12 protein-coding genes and 1 tRNA gene are annotated in these 17057 nt (G+C 65.1%); 6 read left to right on the top strand and 7 right to left on the bottom strand.

Going from position 1 to position 17057, the window contains the following annotated elements:
- Positions 1-52 precede the first annotated feature (52 nt).
- The 3 genes from HCU64_RS20320 to HCU64_RS20310 form a co-directional block, all read right to left on the bottom strand.
- A complete protein-coding gene (locus HCU64_RS20320) occupies positions 53-1387 on the bottom strand; it encodes a hypothetical protein (protein WP_233386051.1) in 1335 nt (444 codons plus the stop codon).
- Positions 1384-3483, bottom strand: coding sequence for a caspase family protein (locus HCU64_RS20315; RefSeq protein ID WP_233386050.1), 2100 nt, complete (start codon positions 3481-3483; stop codon positions 1384-1386). The genes HCU64_RS20320 and HCU64_RS20315 overlap by 4 nt, the downstream gene beginning before the upstream one ends.
- Positions 3484-3697: 214 nt before the next feature.
- On the bottom strand, positions 3698-3964 hold the full coding sequence (locus HCU64_RS20310) for a hypothetical protein (RefSeq protein WP_233386049.1): 267 nt from the start codon (positions 3962-3964) through the stop codon (positions 3698-3700).
- Between the two features lie 357 nt (positions 3965-4321).
- Between HCU64_RS20310 and HCU64_RS20305 the strand changes: the two genes are divergently transcribed.
- The gene (locus tag HCU64_RS20305) at positions 4322-5146 is read left to right on the top strand and encodes a class I SAM-dependent methyltransferase (RefSeq protein ID WP_233386048.1); all 825 of its coding nucleotides are present in this window, start codon (positions 4322-4324) and stop codon (positions 5144-5146) included.
- 545 nt (positions 5147-5691) lie between these two features.
- Positions 5692-5904 carry a DUF6894 family protein gene (locus HCU64_RS20300; protein ID WP_233386047.1) on the top strand — a complete coding sequence of 71 codons (213 nt, stop codon included), beginning with the start codon at positions 5692-5694 and terminating at the stop codon, positions 5902-5904.
- 811 nt (positions 5905-6715) lie between these two features.
- On the opposite strand, the gene HCU64_RS20295 is transcribed toward HCU64_RS20300, so the two are convergent.
- A tRNA-Ser gene (locus HCU64_RS20295) sits at positions 6716-6805 on the bottom strand.
- 210 nt (positions 6806-7015) lie between these two features.
- Between HCU64_RS20295 and HCU64_RS20290 the strand changes: the two genes are divergently transcribed.
- The gene (locus HCU64_RS20290; RefSeq protein ID WP_233386046.1) at positions 7016-7669 is read left to right on the top strand and encodes an ABC transporter ATP-binding protein; all 654 of its coding nucleotides are present in this window, start codon (positions 7016-7018) and stop codon (positions 7667-7669) included.
- Positions 7670-7796: 127 nt separating this feature from the next.
- Positions 7797-9038 carry a capsule biosynthesis protein gene (locus HCU64_RS20285; RefSeq protein ID WP_233386045.1) on the top strand — a complete coding sequence of 414 codons (1242 nt, stop codon included), beginning with the start codon at positions 7797-7799 and terminating at the stop codon, positions 9036-9038.
- A gap of 10 nt (positions 9039-9048) precedes the next feature.
- Here HCU64_RS20285 and HCU64_RS20280 read toward each other — a convergent pair whose 3' ends face one another.
- Positions 9049-9750 (bottom strand): general stress protein, encoded by a 702-nt coding sequence (locus HCU64_RS20280; protein ID WP_233386044.1) that lies wholly within the window; start codon positions 9748-9750, stop codon positions 9049-9051.
- Between the two features lie 202 nt (positions 9751-9952).
- On the opposite strand from HCU64_RS20280, the gene flhA reads away from it, so the two are divergent.
- Entirely contained in the window at positions 9953-12100 is a 2148-nt protein-coding gene (gene flhA, locus HCU64_RS20275; protein WP_233386043.1) for a flagellar biosynthesis protein FlhA, read from the top strand.
- Between the two features lie 353 nt (positions 12101-12453).
- The gene (locus HCU64_RS20270; RefSeq protein ID WP_233386042.1) at positions 12454-14535 is read left to right on the top strand and encodes a protein meaA; all 2082 of its coding nucleotides are present in this window, start codon (positions 12454-12456) and stop codon (positions 14533-14535) included.
- A 78-nt stretch (positions 14536-14613) separates the two neighbouring features.
- Here the strand turns inward: HCU64_RS20270 and egtD are convergent, their stop codons facing one another.
- A complete protein-coding gene (egtD, locus tag HCU64_RS20265; RefSeq protein WP_267922527.1) occupies positions 14614-15588 on the bottom strand; it encodes an L-histidine N(alpha)-methyltransferase in 975 nt (324 codons plus the stop codon).
- 91 nt (positions 15589-15679) lie between these two features.
- On the bottom strand, positions 15680-16948 hold the full coding sequence (gene egtB / locus HCU64_RS20260; RefSeq protein ID WP_233386041.1) for an ergothioneine biosynthesis protein EgtB: 1269 nt from the start codon (positions 16946-16948) through the stop codon (positions 15680-15682).
- Positions 16949-17057: the final 109 nt, after the last annotated feature.

The following is a 17057-nucleotide window of genomic DNA, read 5'->3' as shown; positions in this document are numbered from 1 at the left end:
GCCATCCGTCACCCCTTTTGGGCCGGGTTGTCCCATCGCGGTTACGTGTTCGTCATCGCACCACGATCCGTGCAGTGGCCTCGGTGACGCCGGGCGTCGCCCGGATCTTGTCCAGGAGATCGAGCACCTCGGGCGGCTGCAGCAGCCGCGCCTCGCCATCCGCCCCGGGGGCGGCGGCGAGCCAGCGTTCGGCGAGTTCAGGCGGCAGGCCGTCCTCGACGCCGAAACAGGCGAACAGGTTCTCGAAGGGCTCGCCCGCGACGATCTCGTCGAGCCCGTAGCCCCGCGGATAGCGGCGGCTTTCACCGGCCTTCAGCGGTGCGAGCGACATGGCATTGCCCCGCACTGGCAGGGCGACATAGGCCGTCTCGTCCGGCGCCACGACCCAGCAATAGAGGCTCTGGCGCGCCCGCGATTCGATGCGCATCTCTAGCCGCTGCCCGGAGGAGAAGGGTGTCGCCGTCGCCGCCAGCGTCAGGCGGCCGCCATCGGTGCGCGCAGTGGCAGCGAGATGGTCGAGAAACGGTCGCGGGGTCGGATCGCAGCCGAGTCCTTCGATACCGATCCGGCGACGGCCGGTCGGGGCGATCACGGCTCCGTCACGCTGGAATTCGAGTTCCATCCAGGACTGGCGCTGCTGATCGGTGGAGAACCGCCCGCGCGCGGTGGCGGGGCCGGAGCAGGCAGTGCCGGCTGGCCGGCGGCGCACGTCGAGTCGGTTGCCCTTGAGGACGCGGTTCGGCGAGCGCGCCTCCGCGTCGAGGGCGATCATCAGGCGGTCGGTGAGCGCGCCCGCGCAGGTCGAGTGGCCGCCCTCTGCCACGAACGGGCAAACCTCGATCGCGCTCGCGTTCGGTGCGGCCTGCCCGAAGGCGGTCACGGCACCCTGCATCACGGCATCGACGTCCGACACGCCGGCTCCGACGCGGATCGGAACGATCATGGGCTCGCTCGTCGCCTTGCAGGCTGCGTTGCGGGTGATGGCCTGGAGCCGGAAAGCGGCCGTCTCGCCGGCCCGGCGAGGCTCGACCAGGAAGACACTGGCATCGCCCGAAAACGCCTCGCGGATCTGGCTCTCGGCCTCGGCGCCCGACAGACCGGTGGTGCCCTCCCGAAGCGCCTTGATCCGTACCACATCGGCCGAGGCAGCGAGCTTCACGCGACCGGTGGCCTGCAATCGGCTTTCGACGGCGAGGCGACTCTCTTCGGCCTGCTCCCGCGAGAGCGCGGTCTGACCGGGCTCGACCCCGACGACGGCGAGGGTGACGTCCCGGTGGCCGGCGCAGGCAGCGACAGCGTCGAGAAAGGGAGAGAGGGAGGCGGTGGCGGGGTCGGCATGGGCCGTGCCCGGCAGGAGCAGCAGTGCGGCGAGGAGGAGGTGCCTCATTCCGTCTCGTTCGCCTTGGCGTATTGGTCGAGCGCACGGACGAAGACCGGGTTGAAGCGACCGTCGATGGCGCCGGGGTAGTAATCGGCCTCCTTGATGGCGCGCTGGACGGTGCGGATGGTGTCGGGCTTGAGTTTCTGCGCCGCCGTGTCGGTAGCGGAGACGGAGGCCGCGCCGAGCTCGCCCTTCTTCAGCGCGCGCATCACCATGTCGGAGGAGCGCACTCCCGGAAAGAACCCGGAAAAACCGTTGTCGATCAACGTTGCCATGGTGGCCATGGCGACAGGGTCACCCTTATCCGCGGCCCGTCGGAAGAGATCGAAGCCCTGCCGCAGGTCCTTCGGGAAGCCGTAGGAGCCGGTGGAGTAGTAGGGCACGAGCTTGCTGATCGAGGGCACGTCGCCGCCCTCGGCTGCGCGCTTGTAGAGGGCGGCGGCCTGCGCCTCGTTCTTCGGGATTCCGTTGCCGTACTCGAGCATGCGGGCGGCGTTGGCCAGCGCGACGACGTTCCCGCCATCGCCGGCCTGCCGGTAGAGCCGGAAAGCCTCCGCCTGCTGGCGCTTCACGCCCTGGCCGTTCTCGTAGAGCGTAGCGAGGTTGTTCATGGCCGAAATGCTGCCGGCCTTGGCCGCAACGTCGTAGGCCACGAAGGCCTCCTTGTAGCGATCGGTCCGGTCGTAGGCGCGGCCAAGCTGGTAGGAGAGGCGGCGGACATTCGGATAGGCGGTGGCGGCGTTTCGGCAGGCCTCGATGGCCGCGGAGGACTCAATTCGCCCCATCTTGACCCCGGTCACGCCCTTGGGCCGGTCGCGGTCGTCGGTCGCCGCTGCGAGCTCGTCGCAGCGTTTGACTCGCGGGTCGCTGCCCGGATCCGAGCCGCCGAGATAGCCTTCCGCGAGAGATTTGTAGGCGCAGATCTCGCGGCAGGAATCGAGATAGGCCTGATACTGGCGCTGCGCGCTGAACCGGCCCCAGTTCTCCTGATCGACCGCCGCCGCATCCCGTTTGCGTCCGGCGAAGAGCCTCTCCATAGCGCGGTCGCGATAGGCGCACGTCTCGCCGCAGGTGCCGACATAGGTCTCGAAAGCCTCGCGCGTGCCGAGGCTCTCTGCCCGGCGCCACGCCGCCTCGTCGCGCACTGCGGCGACACCCTTCGCGACGGCATCGACGGGGAGGGCGGCCTTGAGCACGATGGGAGCGTCGTCGACCTCCGGCACCTGCTCGCGACCGCTGGTGCGGCGCGCGGTATCCTCCACCTCTCTGCGCAGATAGCTTTTCAGCTCGGACCACTCGACCTGGCCGTTGCCATTGCCCTGCTGGTCCTTGGCATCGGCGAGACCCGACGCGCCCATCAGGAAGCGGCTTGTGAGAAGGCCGAGCTTGTTCGGCTCGTCCCAGTTGGCAGGGGTCGCGCCGGAGGTGGCGACGACGCGCACGATGCCGGCCTCCGTCTTGGGCTTGGCCGGGGCGAATCCGGGTGCTGAGACCGCGAGAAGGCTCTCGCCCTTGCGGCCGGTCTCGCCGGTGAAGCAGGCATCGACCATCACCACGAGCTGGCGGTCCGCGCCGATCTTTCGCTTCACGAGGTCGAGGTTTCGGTAGAGCGTTTCGAGCGAGTAGCCGCTCTCGCCCTGGTTCGGGTTGCCGTCTTCCGGCAGCAGGAAGGGCTGATGCGTGGCGAGGTCCGGCACACCGTGGCCGGAATAATAGACGAACACGTTCGAGCGGCCTTCGCGCACGCTGCGCCAGAGGCGGCCGGATTGCGGGTTCCGCTCGGTGCCGAAGGCCTGGTTGAACTCGTTGAGCGTCGCGTCCTTCAGGACGAAGACATTACTCTCGCGGTAGCCGAGCCGCTCGACGAGGTAGCTGCGGATCGCGTCGGCATCGTTATGAGCGAAGTCGACCGGGACCGTCTGCTTGTAGGTGCGGTTGCCGATCACCACCGCGACTGAATCGGCATTGTCGGAGAAGACGGCCGGATCGGCCGCGGCCCGTGCGGGCGGTGGAAGGGTGAGTCCGAGGCCTGCTGCGAGAAGAACTGCTCCGGCGACGCGGATGCTCTTGCGCATCACGGACATCACGGCCTCTCTCGGCATGCGCGTCGTCTCCGGTCGGCCTTGGCCTGGTCGTCGGTGCTTGGAATGGCGCGCACCCGTCTCCGGGCGCGGCAGAGGGTTAGCCGCTGGAGCCCGGAGACACAATTGCGAGCCGAGGTAGCGGCCCTCAGCATCCGGCGATCAGCGCCACGGCGAGGCTGAGGGCGATGAGGTGGAGGGGCGAGATCGTGGTCAGCACCATCGGATCGCCTCCCTACGGCAGGTACAGGCCGCGGCCGCAGCGGCGGACCCTGCGGGCTTCGACGTAACCGGTGTAGCGGTTGTAGACGTCGACGGTGCGGTAGAGCCAGTAACGGCCCGAATTGTAGCCGTTGTAGTAGACCCCGCCATTGTCGAGATCGACGTCGAGGAATTCCTGGTTTCCCGTATGTCCGCCGGCGGCGCCCCCCTGAGCGAGGGCCGGCTGCGTGAGGCCGATCAGGCCTAGCCCCACAAGGGCGAGGATCGTGGTCTTGGTCATGTCCGCATCTCCCATGTCGGGCGGCAATCACCGCCCTCGACAAGGGCATGGAACGAGCAGAACAGTTTTTGCGGAGCGATCCGCCAAAAAGCCTTCGGAACCTGTCGGTCACTTAGCTGGTTTTCGGCCGCAGATCAGGAGAAAACCATGCTTACCGGCGGTCTATTGTGGCTCATTGGCGTCCCCATTCCGCTGATCCTCCTGGTGTGGTTCTTCTTTCTCCGCGGTCGTTGACGCGACGATCATACATCGCGTCGCCAAATCTGTGCGAGGGCTCGCATTTCTGTTCGGGCGAGCGCTTGACTGTCGCTCTGGCTTGAGCGTGGGAATGATCGTCTCAGTCTCGCAGGACAACAGATGCATCCCACCGTAGAACGGATTTTGAACAAGCGCGGGATGGCACGCGCTGCATTCGAGAGCGCATGTGCCGAAGCTTGTCGGATGCTGGGTGATCAGCAAGACATTAGCGCCAGAATGCAAGTATCTGCGGCACTTGCCAGCGCACCCGGTGGTCGATTATGCGATGTTGGTGGCAGCATCTCTGCTTATCTTGTTGTTTGCCACGTGCTCGGCACGGAAGTCACGGTCGTCGATACACTTCCGTATGCGGAGCCGCGAGAGAAAGAGCGCATCCAGGAGATCGCCGAGGAGGTCCGGCGTCGTCTCGAGCTCTTCGACCGCATAGGGATTCGGATCGACCGGTCTGATGCCTACGAGATGTCGCTACCGGCCGACCATTTCGATGCTGCGGTGGCATTCGAGACGATGGAGCATTTTCCGCACTCACCGAAGCCAGTACTCGACAAGATGGCGAAATCGCTGAAGCCCGGCGGCCGTCTATGCCTGTCCGTTCCCAATCTTGCGCGCATCGAGATGAGATTTCGCGTGCTCGCCGGTCGCACGGCGCATGAAAACTTCGCAGAGTTCTTTCGCGAGGGCTATCCGCACCTCGGACATCACCGAGAATATACTCTATCGGAATTTGAGGCCATTCCGGCAATGTTGGGACTGGAGACCGTTCAAGTCTTCTCGGTCAACGCAACGTATGAAAGCCGCAAACGCAAGAACGCCAGCCAACGCTTCATGATCGATCTAGAAGAGCGTTACGGCTTGGGCGATCGAGTGCTCCCCCCAACTTGGCGCAAGCATGTCTGGTTGGAGGCGCGGAAGGCGTCGTCGTAGAATTTGGCATCGATCGAACAAAAATAATCGTCAGAGCGAGTTGATGTAGGTGATCGGCGTCTTACTCGCCGCCTGCGGCGCCCATGGCGGTCCTTATCCCGAGCACAGCCGTGGCCTCGTCGTGTTCGCGGATGGTTCCCATCGAACGAAAGGGGAGGCGTTTCGGTTTGATGAAGCCGGCGTGAATTAACCGAACATTAAGCCCACAAAACCAACGTTCGAACTAGTCCCGAGGTCGCCGCTCGGCGAGATGAGAGGCGAGCCTGAGCAATATGGAGCGCAGATGCGCACGCACCGCGTTATCCGGCTTTTCATCGGGCTTTTCGGTCGGCGGTGCATCGCCGGCGCGCAATTGAGTCACGGCATTAATCCTTTCGAATTGCGCCATAGATGTATTTTGATGATTGTCGCGGACGCAAGTGTATATTGATTATCTAGCTTGCATAACCATCTGAATGCCGTCTGTATTGAATCGCACGTAAGCGGAATCTCACCCGAAGATGAATTTATCCCGCCTACCAAGGCGGACAGACCCGGAGCCCAACGTGCCAGCGCGTTTTTACTTCGACATGGTCAGAGACGATGAGGTGGTTCGCGACGAAGATGGTGTCGAAGCGGACGATCTCGACGACGTCACCAAACAGGCGGCTCTCTGCGTCGAGGAGATGAAAGCAGCGGGCGAGCTCGCCAATGGCGGTGGCTGGTGCGTCGTTATTCGCGATGAGACAGGTGACGAGCGTCGACGCATTCCGATTTAGGATTGGGTGACACACATCCTTGGGGACGAGCGGATAACCAAATTCCGCTTGAACTAAACGGCTTTGCGGGCGCGGCTGATTGGCCCTACTGCATCGCGCCAACTCTGTTGCCCGTGGAGCCGCCGCACTTCTACGTCGGCCATGCCGTGGATGCGGGATCGGGTTGCCAAGGGAGAGAAGAGATGCTGCCGCTTTCACCATAACGCCAACAGCCGCCCCGGGAGCCAGACGAGGTAGCCGACCAGCATTCCGGTTGCCGACCCCGCCAGATAGACGGGCACGATCGTGACGATCTTATCCATGAAGGGTACCTCGGCGCTGATGGGCGGAGGCAAGTTATCCGCCCTCAAAACCGCAAGAATTGGCGGGTTATAGATCCAAAACCAGTCCAAAGAAAGACAGCTCGGTTTTGTCTCCATCCCTCAGCTCAAGACGCTCGCGAACCGCTCTGCGTCGGGGGCTTGAGCGAGTCGTGCTTTTGCGGTTCGCCAGTCATGTCCGTTCCCTCCCGCAATCGAGCGGCATAGGGGGAGACACGACCAGACCCTTCGCGGTCTTCTTCGTTGAGGGGAGAGGGCGAATGCCCGCCGCATCACGTCGTCCTGCGCTTTCTGGCAGTGTTCATAGAGCCGCTGACGGAACGCCCGCACGGTTTCAGGATATATCGCCATCGGCGGCGGTCGGCGGCTTCAGTAGAATGACGACGGCGTTAGTCGTCGCGCCCAAATCGGCAGCGCAAAACGCGCTGTTTGGGCAAATGACGGGGTAAATCTCGACGGAATCGGAATTACTGAATGATTTCAGTATGTCTTGGCGGAGGGAGCGGGATTCGAACCCGCGATACGGTTTCCCGTATACACACTTTCCAGGCGTGCGCCTTCAACCACTCGGCCACCCCTCCAGGCCCGCGCATCGGCACGGGCGGCGTCCTGTAACCCGCTGCGGCCACGGCTGGCAAGGCGCTCTCGATCCGGCTCGGGCCGATCATCCGCCCGCAGGCGGCCGGCTTGGCCTGAACAGCGGGCTTCATCCTCAGATTCGCCGCTTTCCCGGAACATCGAGCCGTCCGCGAACGTCGGCGCGAGCCGGCGGCATCGGGGATGGGCGACTGGTGATCCGGTTCGACAACGTCACGAAGATCTATCGGGCCAACGGGCAGAAGCGGACGATCCTCGACAAGGTCTCCTTCAGTCTGCGACCGGGCACGAGCTACGGAATCGTCGGGATCAACGGCGCCGGTAAGTCGACGACGATGCGGCTGATCGCCGGGACCGAGGAGCCGACGAGAGGAAAAGTGCACCGGGGCTTGCGCGTCTCTTGGCCGCTCGGCTTCGCCGGAGGCTTCCATCCACTGATGACCGGGCGCGACAACGTCATCTTCGTCGCGCGCATCTATGGCGAGGATCCGCGCCGGGTTCTCGAGTTCGTCGAGGATTTCTCCGAACTCGGTAGCTATCTCGACGTGCCGATCAAGACTTACTCCTCTGGCATGGGCGCGCGGCTCGCCTACGGCATGAGCATGGCGATCCCGTTCGATTGTTACCTGATCGACGAAACCCTCGCCGTCGGCGACGGCCGCTTCCAGAAGCGCTGCAAGGAGGTCTTCGACCAGCGGCGCGAGACCGCCGACGTGATCCTAATCTCGCACGACATGGAGACGATCCGCCAATATTGCTCCGAGGTGCTGATCCTCGTGGGCGGCCGCGCGATCATCTACGACGACGTGAATGAGGCGATCGCGGCATATCGGCGCCTGAACATCTAAAATCTGCGCTGAAGCAGCACGTTGGACACGGTTTTGCCGTGCGCGTGAGCCAGACGAGCGATCGGAGACAGGCGGAGACGGGTCACGACACCCGGGCCGCGGGTGAACCATACGGACCAGCAGGGTAATGACCGTCGAGATCCGCACTCCGCAGGGCCAGGCTCTCACGACGGCCGACCGCTCGAACGCTGTGGCGGAATCCTTGCGCCAGATGGCGCGCGCCTCGCGCTTCGCGGACCGCAACAAGGGCATCCGGTCTTACCACAGCCACGTCAAGAGCGACCCGATGTTGCCGCTCCTCTTCGTCGTGCTCTGCCTCGTGCCGACCCTGCTCGGAGCGCTGTATTTCGGTGTCATCGCCTCGGATCGCTTCGTGACTGAGGCACGCTTCGCCATCCGGCCTGCGATTGGAGGCTCGGAGAAAGCGTCCTCGGATGAAGTCGGCACGGGCAACGGCGTACCCAAGCAGCTCATCGCCCAGGACACCATCATAACCGCGAGCTACATTTCCAGCCGCCCGATGATCGAGGCGATCGAGAAGCTGATGCCGCTCCGCGAGATGTTTTCGCGCGACGGCATCGACTGGTTTTCCCGGTTCAATCCCGAAAAGCCGATCGAGAAGTTTGTCAAATACTGGGGCGAGCGAGTCTCCACCAAGATCGAGACCGGCTCCGGCATCGTCACGCTGCACGTGGAAGCATTCGATCCGCACGAGTCCCTCGCGCTTGCCCAGGGGGTGATGAAGGAGAGCGAGCGCAAGGTGAACGAGCTGTCGCAGAAGCTACGCGACGATGGGCTCGCGGAGAGCCAGCGCGAGCTTGCCCGGGCCGAAGAGCGGATGACGAAGGTGCGTTTCGCGATGCGCGACCTGCGCAACCGTGAGGGCGTACTGGACGCAGCAAAGACCAATGAGGCCAACCTCAAGGTCATCGGCGAGCTTCGCAAGGTGCGGATCGAGCAGCAGGTCCAGCTGACCATGTCGCTGCGCGACCTCGCGCCGGAGTCTCGCCGCATCCAAGACATGAAGGCGCAGATCAAGAACCTCGACGACAACATCGAGAAACTCGAGCGCCAGCAGACGAGCGCAGACCCCGCCCAGCGGCAGGTTCTCTCAGCGGCTTTGTCGCAGTTCGAGGCCTATGAGAACGAACAGAAGGATGCCGAAAAGTATTTCGCGAAGGTGCTCTCGGCGAATGAGCGTGCCCGGATCGTGGCGGCACGCCAGCTCGAATTCTTCAGCCCGATCGTCGAGCCAATCCTCGCGGAATCTTCGACCGAGCCGCGCCGAACCCTGATGATCAGCCTGATCGCCGCGGGATCCCTCGCCGCTTTCGCGCTCGCCGTGATCTTCCGCAAATACGCCAGCTGAGCTTCGGCCGTCAGCGAATGCCGCCGGGTGGAAGCCGAGTCGGCGGCGCGCGTTCGGGGTCGGCCGCTGGTGCGGGGACGTCGGCGGGAAGCGTGTCGTCGTCCGCGAGGGCGTGACCGGTCGCGGCCCGCGCGACCGTGTGGTCGACGCCGGCAGTACCGCCAGTCCAGCCCTGCGCTCGCCAGCCCGCTGCGCGCTGGTCGAGGTCGATCGAGCCGCTCTTCTGCAGCAGGCTTGTCACGCGGTCAGCCCGCTCGTCGTCGGCACGAACCGTGACGAGGGTTCCGCCGCGGCGCACGCCCTCTGCGTAGGTCTCAGCGTCAGACTGGCTGAGGCCCGCCCCCGTCAGCGCGCCGAGCAGGCCGCCGGCCGCTGCGCCAACGCCCGCGCCCGTCACCGCTGCGACGAGCCAGCCTGCTGCCACCACTGGCCCGACGCCTGGGATCGCGAGCATCCCAAGGCCGGCGAGAAGACCCGCCCCGCCGCCGAGCACGGTGCCCACGGTCGCACCGGCACCGGCGCCTTCGGCAGCGTCGCCGTCCCGGTGAGAGCTCGCTGTGGCCGGTGGAAGGCGGCCGCGATGCCGCTCGCTCTCATTGCTCGCGACGATGGAGATGTCGCCATGCGGAACACCCGCCGCCTCGATCCGGTCGACCGCCTTGGCGGCCTCCTCGTAATCGTCGAACAGGGCGGTGATGGCACGTGAGGCCATGGCTCGGCTCCTCGAAATCTTGTTCGTGATCGCGCACGGCAACGCGGTTGCGACCGGATGCCGGTTCAAGCCATGGCTGCGCGATCGGGTTCCAGGGCTGGCCGCCCGCGCCCGTTAACGGTGCGCTAACCATGGACCCGGCAAATCTTGCCGGGCGTGCCTGCGCGTCGACGCGTGCGGCCCGAGGGCAGTCGAGACCATCATGAGCGAGAGCGCGAGCGCCGTACCCGGCGCCGGTGGCGGGATCTCCGGCCTCGGCGGCTTCTCGCTGCCGACCCGCGCAGACCTGCAAGCGCTCGGCAAACGCACCGATCTGTTCTTCGCAACTGCGGTGCTCGGTATCCTCACGGTGCTGATCTTCCCGCTGCCGGCGATGCTGCTCGACCTGCTGCTGGCGGTGTCGATCATCATATCCGTGCTGATCATGATGACGGGCCTGTTCATCGACAACCCGCTCGAATTCACCGTCTTCCCGACGCTGCTCCTCGTCGCGACGCTGCTCCGGCTTGCCTTGAACCTCGCCTCGACGCGGCTGATCCTCGGCCACGGTCATGAGGGGACGGCAGCCGCCGGCCACGTCATCGAGGCCTTTGGGCATTTCGTGATGGGCGGCAATTTCGTCATCGGGATCATCGTCTTCGCGATCCTGATCATCGTGAACTTCGTCGTCATCACGAAGGGCTCGGGCCGCATCGCCGAGGTCGCCGCCCGCTTCACCCTCGACGCCATGCCCGGCAAGCAGATGGCGATCGACGCCGACCTCTCGGCCGGGCTCATCGACGAGAAAGCCGCCAAAGCCCGCCGCGCCGCGCTCGAGGAGGAATCCTCCTTTTTCGGCGCCATGGACGGTGCCTCGAAATTCGTGCGCGGCGACGCGGTGGCCGCGCTGCTCATCACCGGCATCAACGTCGTCGGCGGCATCATCATCGGTGTCGCCCAGCAGGGGCTGGGCTTCGGTGCCGCGGCCAAGACCTACACGCTGCTCACCATCGGCGACGGTCTCGCCTCGCAGGTGCCGGCGCTGATCGTCTCGACGGCGGCCGGCATCCTGGTCTCCAAGGCGGGTGTGCGCGGCTCGGCCGACAAGGCACTCGGAAAGCAGCTCGCCAACTACCCCAAGGCGCTCGGCATGTCGGCCGGCGTCATGGTGCTGATCGCGCTTCTGCCTGGAATGCCGATGCTGCCCTTCCTGCTGCTCGGCGGCGGCGCCGGTTATGCAGCCTGGAAGATCGCCAAGGACAACAAGAACAAGATCGTCAACGACACCGACGAGGCCGGCAAGACAGCCGACGGCAAGCCCGGTGCGGCACCCGCCGAAGAAACCGTCACCGATCTGCTCAAGCTCGACGACCTCAAGCTGGAGATGGGCTACGCGCTCCTCGCCCTGGTCAACGGCGAAGGGCAGGACCGCCTGACGGACCAGATCAAGGCCCTGCGCCGCCAGCTCGCGGCCGAACTCGGCTTCGTGATGCCCTCGGTGCGCATCCTCGACAACGTGGCGCTCGACGCCAACGCCTATGTCGTGCGCGTGAAGGAGATCGAGGCGGGCGCCGGTCAGGTGTTCCCTGGCCAGTTCATGGCGATGGATCCGATGGGCGGGCAGGTGCAGCTGCCGGGCCAGCACATGCAGGAACCGACCTTCGGCCTGCCGGCGACCTGGATCGACGCATCGCTCCGCGACCAGGCCCAGCTCAAGGGCTACACCGTGGTCGATGCGGCCACCGTGATCTCGACTCACCTGACCGAGACCATCAAGGCGCATGTCTCGGAACTCCTGAACCACGTCGAGGTCCAGAAGCTGCTCAAGGAGCTCTCGAAGGAGCACGGCGAACTCCTGAAGGAGGTCGTGCCCTCGCAGATCGCCACCACCGGCATCCAGCGCGTGCTGCAACTCTTGCTGGCCGAGCGCGTCTCGATCCGTGATCTCGGCTCGATCGTCGAGGGTATCGCGGAGGTCGCCGGCCACGTGAAGAACCCGCGCGACATCGTCGAGCATGTGCGCGCCCGCCTCGGCCGCCAGATCTGCGCGCAGTACCAGGGGCAGGACGGCACGCTGCCGATCATCACCCTGTCGCCGGCCTGGGAGCAGGCCTTCCTCGAATCGATCGTTGGCGAGCGCGAGGAGCGCTACCTCGCCATGCAGCCCTCGAAGCTTTCGGATTTCGTGAATGCGGTGCGCGACCGTTTCGAGCAGGCGGCGCGGATGGGCGAGATGCCGGTGCTCGTGACCTCGGTCCAGTCACGGCCCTTCGTGCGCTCGATCATCGAGCGCTTCCGCCGCGAAACTCCTGTGATGAGCCAGGCTGAAATACATTCGCGGGCGCGCCTGAGGACGGTGGGATCGGTGTAAGCACCCATCCGATCAAGCACGTTGATCGGGCAAGCCGTCGGCACAGGAAGTTGATCGCTACGGCGTCGAGCAGGCCTCTCGAAGAGGTCCTTGGAAACCCGGCAACGTGCGTGCTGCCTGGACCGTATTAGAGGGCAGCGCCGGACTCAAATGCAGTCATGCTGAGTTCTGTCCGGTCCACCCGGTCGTCGTGACATCGAGTTCTAATCAAAGAGCCCGCAAAGTTTTTTGGCGGATGCCCGACCAATGGCGGACGCTCCGCCTAATGACCTTCTCTCCCCGCTTCGTTACGGTGCGCCGCAAGGCTGCGCGCGAGCGCGCGTGTATACAAAATACTGATGGAGTTGAGTGGGATGACCAGTAACGCGAGCGTCGCCGAGGCTCAGCGCGAGCAGGTCAAGCGGGACAAGCCATGGCTCATCCGCACCTATGCGGGTCATTCGAGCGCCGTCGAGTCCAATAAGCTGTATCGGGGAAATCTCGCGAAGGGCCAGACCGGCCTCTCGGTCGCCTTCGATCTGCCGACCCAGACCGGATACGACCCTGATCACGAGCTCGCCCGCGGCGAGGTCGGCAAGGTCGGCGTCTCGGTCGCGCATCTCGGCGACATGCGGACGCTGTTCGACCAGATCCCGCTCGCGCAGATGAACACCTCGATGACGATCAACGCCACCGCGCCGTGGCTGTTGTCGCTCTACCTTGCGGTCGCCGAGGAGCAGGGTGCGCCGATCGCCGCGCTTCAGGGCACGACGCAGAACGACATCATCAAGGAGTATCTGTCGCGCGGGACCTACGTGTTCCCGCCGCAGCCGTCCCTGCGGCTGACGAAGGACATGATCCTGTTCACGACCAAGGAGGTTCCGAAGTGGAACCCCATGAACGTCTGCTCCTACCACCTGCAGGAGGCAGGGGCGACGCCGGTGCAGGAGCTCTCCTATGCGCTCGCGACGGCGATCGCGATCCTCGACACGGTGCGCAACGACCCGAATTTCGACGAGTCGACGTTTGCGGACGTGTTCAGCCGCATCTCGTTCTTCGTGAATGCCGGCATGCGGTTCGTCACCGAGATCTGCAAGATGCGGGCTTTCGCCGAACTCTGGGACGAGATCGCCCAGGAGCGCTACGGCATCGACAACCCGAAGAAGCGGATGTTCCGCTACGGCGTGCAAGTGAACTCGCTTGGCCTCACCGAGCAGCAGCCTGAGAACAACGTCCACCGTATCCTGATCGAGATGCTGGCGGTGACACTGTCGAAGCGCGCGCGTGCTCGCGCCGTGCAGCTTCCGGCCTGGAACGAGGCGCTCGGCCTGCCGCGCCCCTGGGACCAGCAATGGTCGATGCGCATGCAGCAGATCCTGGCCTACGAGACGGATCTCCTCGAATACGACGACATCTTCGACGGCTCGAAGGTCATCGAGGCGCGCGTCGATGCGCTGAAGGAGCAGACGCGCGCTGAACTGAAGCGCATCGACGGGCTCGGCGGCGCCGTCCTCGCGGTGGAGGCCGGGGAATTGAAGCGGGCGCTCGTCGAGTCGAACGCCAAGCGCATCTCGGCGATCGAGTCCGGCGACCAGATAGTGGTCGGCGTCAATAAGTGGGAGCAGGGCGAGCCCTCGCCGCTGACGGCAGGGGAGGGGGCCATCTTCACCGTCTCCGAAACCGTCGAGATGGAGGCCGAGGCCCGCATCCGCGAATGGCGCTCCAAGCGCGACGACAACGCGGTCGGACGGGCGCTTGAAGCGCTCGAACAGACGGCGCGCTCGGGCGACAACATCATGCCTGTCTCGATCGCTGCAGCGCAGGCGGGCGTCACGACCGGCGAGTGGGGCTCACGCCTGCGCGAAGTGTTCGGCGAGTATCGCGCCCCGACCGGCGTGACGCTGGAGACCGTGACGTCGGGCGCGGCAGAGGACGCGCGTCTGTTGATCGCCGATCTCGGCGAGCGCCTCGGGGAAACCCCCAAGATGGTCGTCGGCAAGCCCGGTCTCGACGGCCACTCGAACGGCGCCGAGCAGATCGCGCTCCGCGCACGCGACGTCGGTTTCGACGTGACCTACGAGGGCATTCGGCAGACGCCGGCGCAGATCGTCGCCAAGGCGAAGGAGACCGGTGCGCACGTCATCGGCCTGTCGATCCTGTCGGGGTCGCACGTGCCGCTGGTTCGCGACGTCAAGGCCAAGCTGCGCGAGGCGGGCCTCGATCACATCCCCCTCGTCGTCGGCGGGATCATTTCGCCGGAAGACGAACTGGTGCTCAAGAATCTGGGCGTGAATGCCGTCTACACGCCGAAGGACTATGTGCTCGACACGATCATGGTCGGCATCGCCAAGGTGGTCGGGCGCGCACTCGATAAGCGGGATGCCGAACGTGCCGATACCCAAGCCGGTGTGAGAGGCGCCGCACCGAGGTCCGAAGGCGCCGAGACGGTCTACTGATCGCCTCGCCAGACACAGCACGACACAAAGGCCTTCCTGCTCGGGCAGGAAGGCCTTTTTTCGTCGGCCGTGCTCACCTCACTTGCGGCGCAGGGCGTGCACCGAGAAGAGGCCGTCAGGATCCGTCCAGACGTCTTCCGCCGCCCATCCGGCACTGCCGGCGAGGCCTTGGAAGCTGGCGATCGAATACTTGTAGCTGTTCTCGGTATGGATGGTCTCTCCCGCCGAGAAGCCGAACCTCCGGCCGCCGACCTCGATCTCCTGTTTCGCCTGGCTGACGAGATGCATCTCGATCCGCGAGGCGGCGGCATTGAAGAAGGCGCGATGCCGGAAGCTGTCGCGTTCGAAACTGCCTGCGAGTTCGCGGTTGATCCGGGTCAGCAGGTTCAGGTTGAAGGCGGCGGTGACCCCGGACGCATCGTCGTAGGCGGCTTCGAGCACCTTGGTCTCCTTGACCAGGTCGACTCCCACGATGAGCCAGGCCTCCTTGCCGAGGATCGTCCCGAACGTATCGAGAAGCCTTGTCGCCTCGTCGGGGCGGAAGTTTCCGATCGTTGAGCCTGGGAAGAAGCCTGCGCGCGGCGCATTCCCGATCGACTCCGGCAGTGCGAAGGGCTGCGTGAAGTCGGCAACGACCGGCTCGACCACGAGGTCAGGCCTGTCGCGGCGCAGCGAGGCGGCCTGACCGTTGAGAAACTCGCCCGAGACGTCGACGGGTATATAGGCCGCGAGATCGTGGAGATGACGCAGCAGGCGCCGGACTTTCACGGTCGAGCCGGCGCCGAATTCGACGAGGGCGGCTCCCCGCGGCAGCGTAGCTGCGATGGCGGCGCCATGCTCGTCGAGAATCCGGAGTTCCGTACGGGTGGGATAGTATTCCGCCAGTCCGGTGATGCCCTCGAATAGCTGAGAGCCCGCCGCGTCGTAGAAATACTTCGCAGGCAGGGCCTTCGGGGTCGCGGACAAACCCTGCCAGACGTCTTCGAGGAAAACTCGGTCGTCGGGTAGCTTGCCGATCGGGCTGACGCCCTCGAAACGGGGATTGATGGTCAAGCGGCGTCCTCCGTTCGTGGCACAGGCGCTCCGCAAGAGCGGACCGATGTCGGGATGAGAAACGGGACTTCAGTCGATTTGTTCATGCCGGTTATCGCCCGGCATCGGAGAGCCTCAGCCCCGTGAACTGCCAGCGCTGGTGCGCGTAGAAGAAGTTCCGGTAGCCGACCCGCGCATGCCCCTCCGACGTCGCCACGGACGAGCCGCGCAGCACGTATTGGTTCGACATGAACTTGCCGTTGTACTCGCCGAGCGCGCCGGGCAGCGGGCGGTAGCCGGGATAGGGGCCGTAGGCGCTGCGGGTCCATTGCCAGACGTGGCCGAAGGCATCGCCAAGCAGGCCGTCGCGTGCGGCAATCTCCCATTCGGCCTCGGTCGGGAGGTCGCGTCCCGCCCAGCGGGCAAAGGCGTCGGCCTCATAGTAGCTGATATGGGTGACGGGCTGCGACGGATCGATCGGCCGGATGCCGGCCAGCGTCATGCTCGACCAGCCGTCCTCGGTCTGGCGCCAGTAGCCGGGCGCCTCCCATCCCTCCGAATGGACCTTGCCCCAGCCGTCCGAGAGCCAGAGCTCGGCGCGCCGGTAGCCGCCATCCTCGATGAAGGAGAGCCACTGGGCGTTGGTGACGAGGGCCCGGTCGATGGCCGCCGGCAGCACCAGCACGTCGTGGCGTGGCGACTCGTTGTCGAAGGCGAAGCCCTCGCCGCAATGGCCGATCTGGCTAACGCTGCGGGACAGTTCGACCTGCCCCTTCCGGTTCTCGGAGGCCGGCCAGCGCCAGGCCTCGTCATAGGCCGGTCCGAGCGGGTTCTGCGCAAAGGCGTGCAGGATGTCGGTGAGCATCAATTCCTGATGCTGCTGCTCGTGATAGAGGCCGATTTCGAGGATCGGCAGGACCGTCTCGAGGGTCGCAGGCTCCGCGTCCCGCAGCAGGCTCTCGATGGCGCCGTCGACATGGGCGCGATAGGCGGCGGTCTCCTCCGCCGTCGGCCGGGTGATCATGCCCCGCATGAAGCGCGGCTGACGCGGGCCAGCCTGCACGTAATACGAGTTGAACAGGTAGTGCAGGCGCTCGTCGTAGATCCGATATCCCGGGGAATGCTCGCAGAGCAGGAACTGCTCGAAGAACCAGGTCGTATGGGCGCGATGCCACTTGGTCGGGCTCGCATCCTCCATCGACTGGATCTGCTGGTCCTCCAGCGAGAGTGGCGCAGCGCGGCTTTCGGTCTCCGCCCGCACCGTCCGGTAGGCCGCGATCCAGGCGTCCCGGTCGACGGGCCGGGCCTGTAGACTCGGCGGCGGAAAGGCGGATGCCGGACCTGAATCGGCGGAGTGGGAAATCGCTGCGCTGGCGGCCATTCCTAGGTACTCTTTCTCTCGAGGCCACGGGGATGTAGCCACGAAATCTCCAGCGACAACGTCGGACGGCCCGCGCCGTTCGTCGCGCCCTTGGCTGAAAGGGTTGCCG

The organism is Methylobacterium sp. C25 (genome assembly GCF_021352225.1).
In the GTDB taxonomy this organism is placed as follows: domain Bacteria; phylum Pseudomonadota; class Alphaproteobacteria; order Rhizobiales; family Beijerinckiaceae; genus Methylobacterium.
The sequence above is the reverse complement of the archived record's forward strand: the minus strand, read 5'-3'. Positions and strand labels throughout refer to the sequence as shown.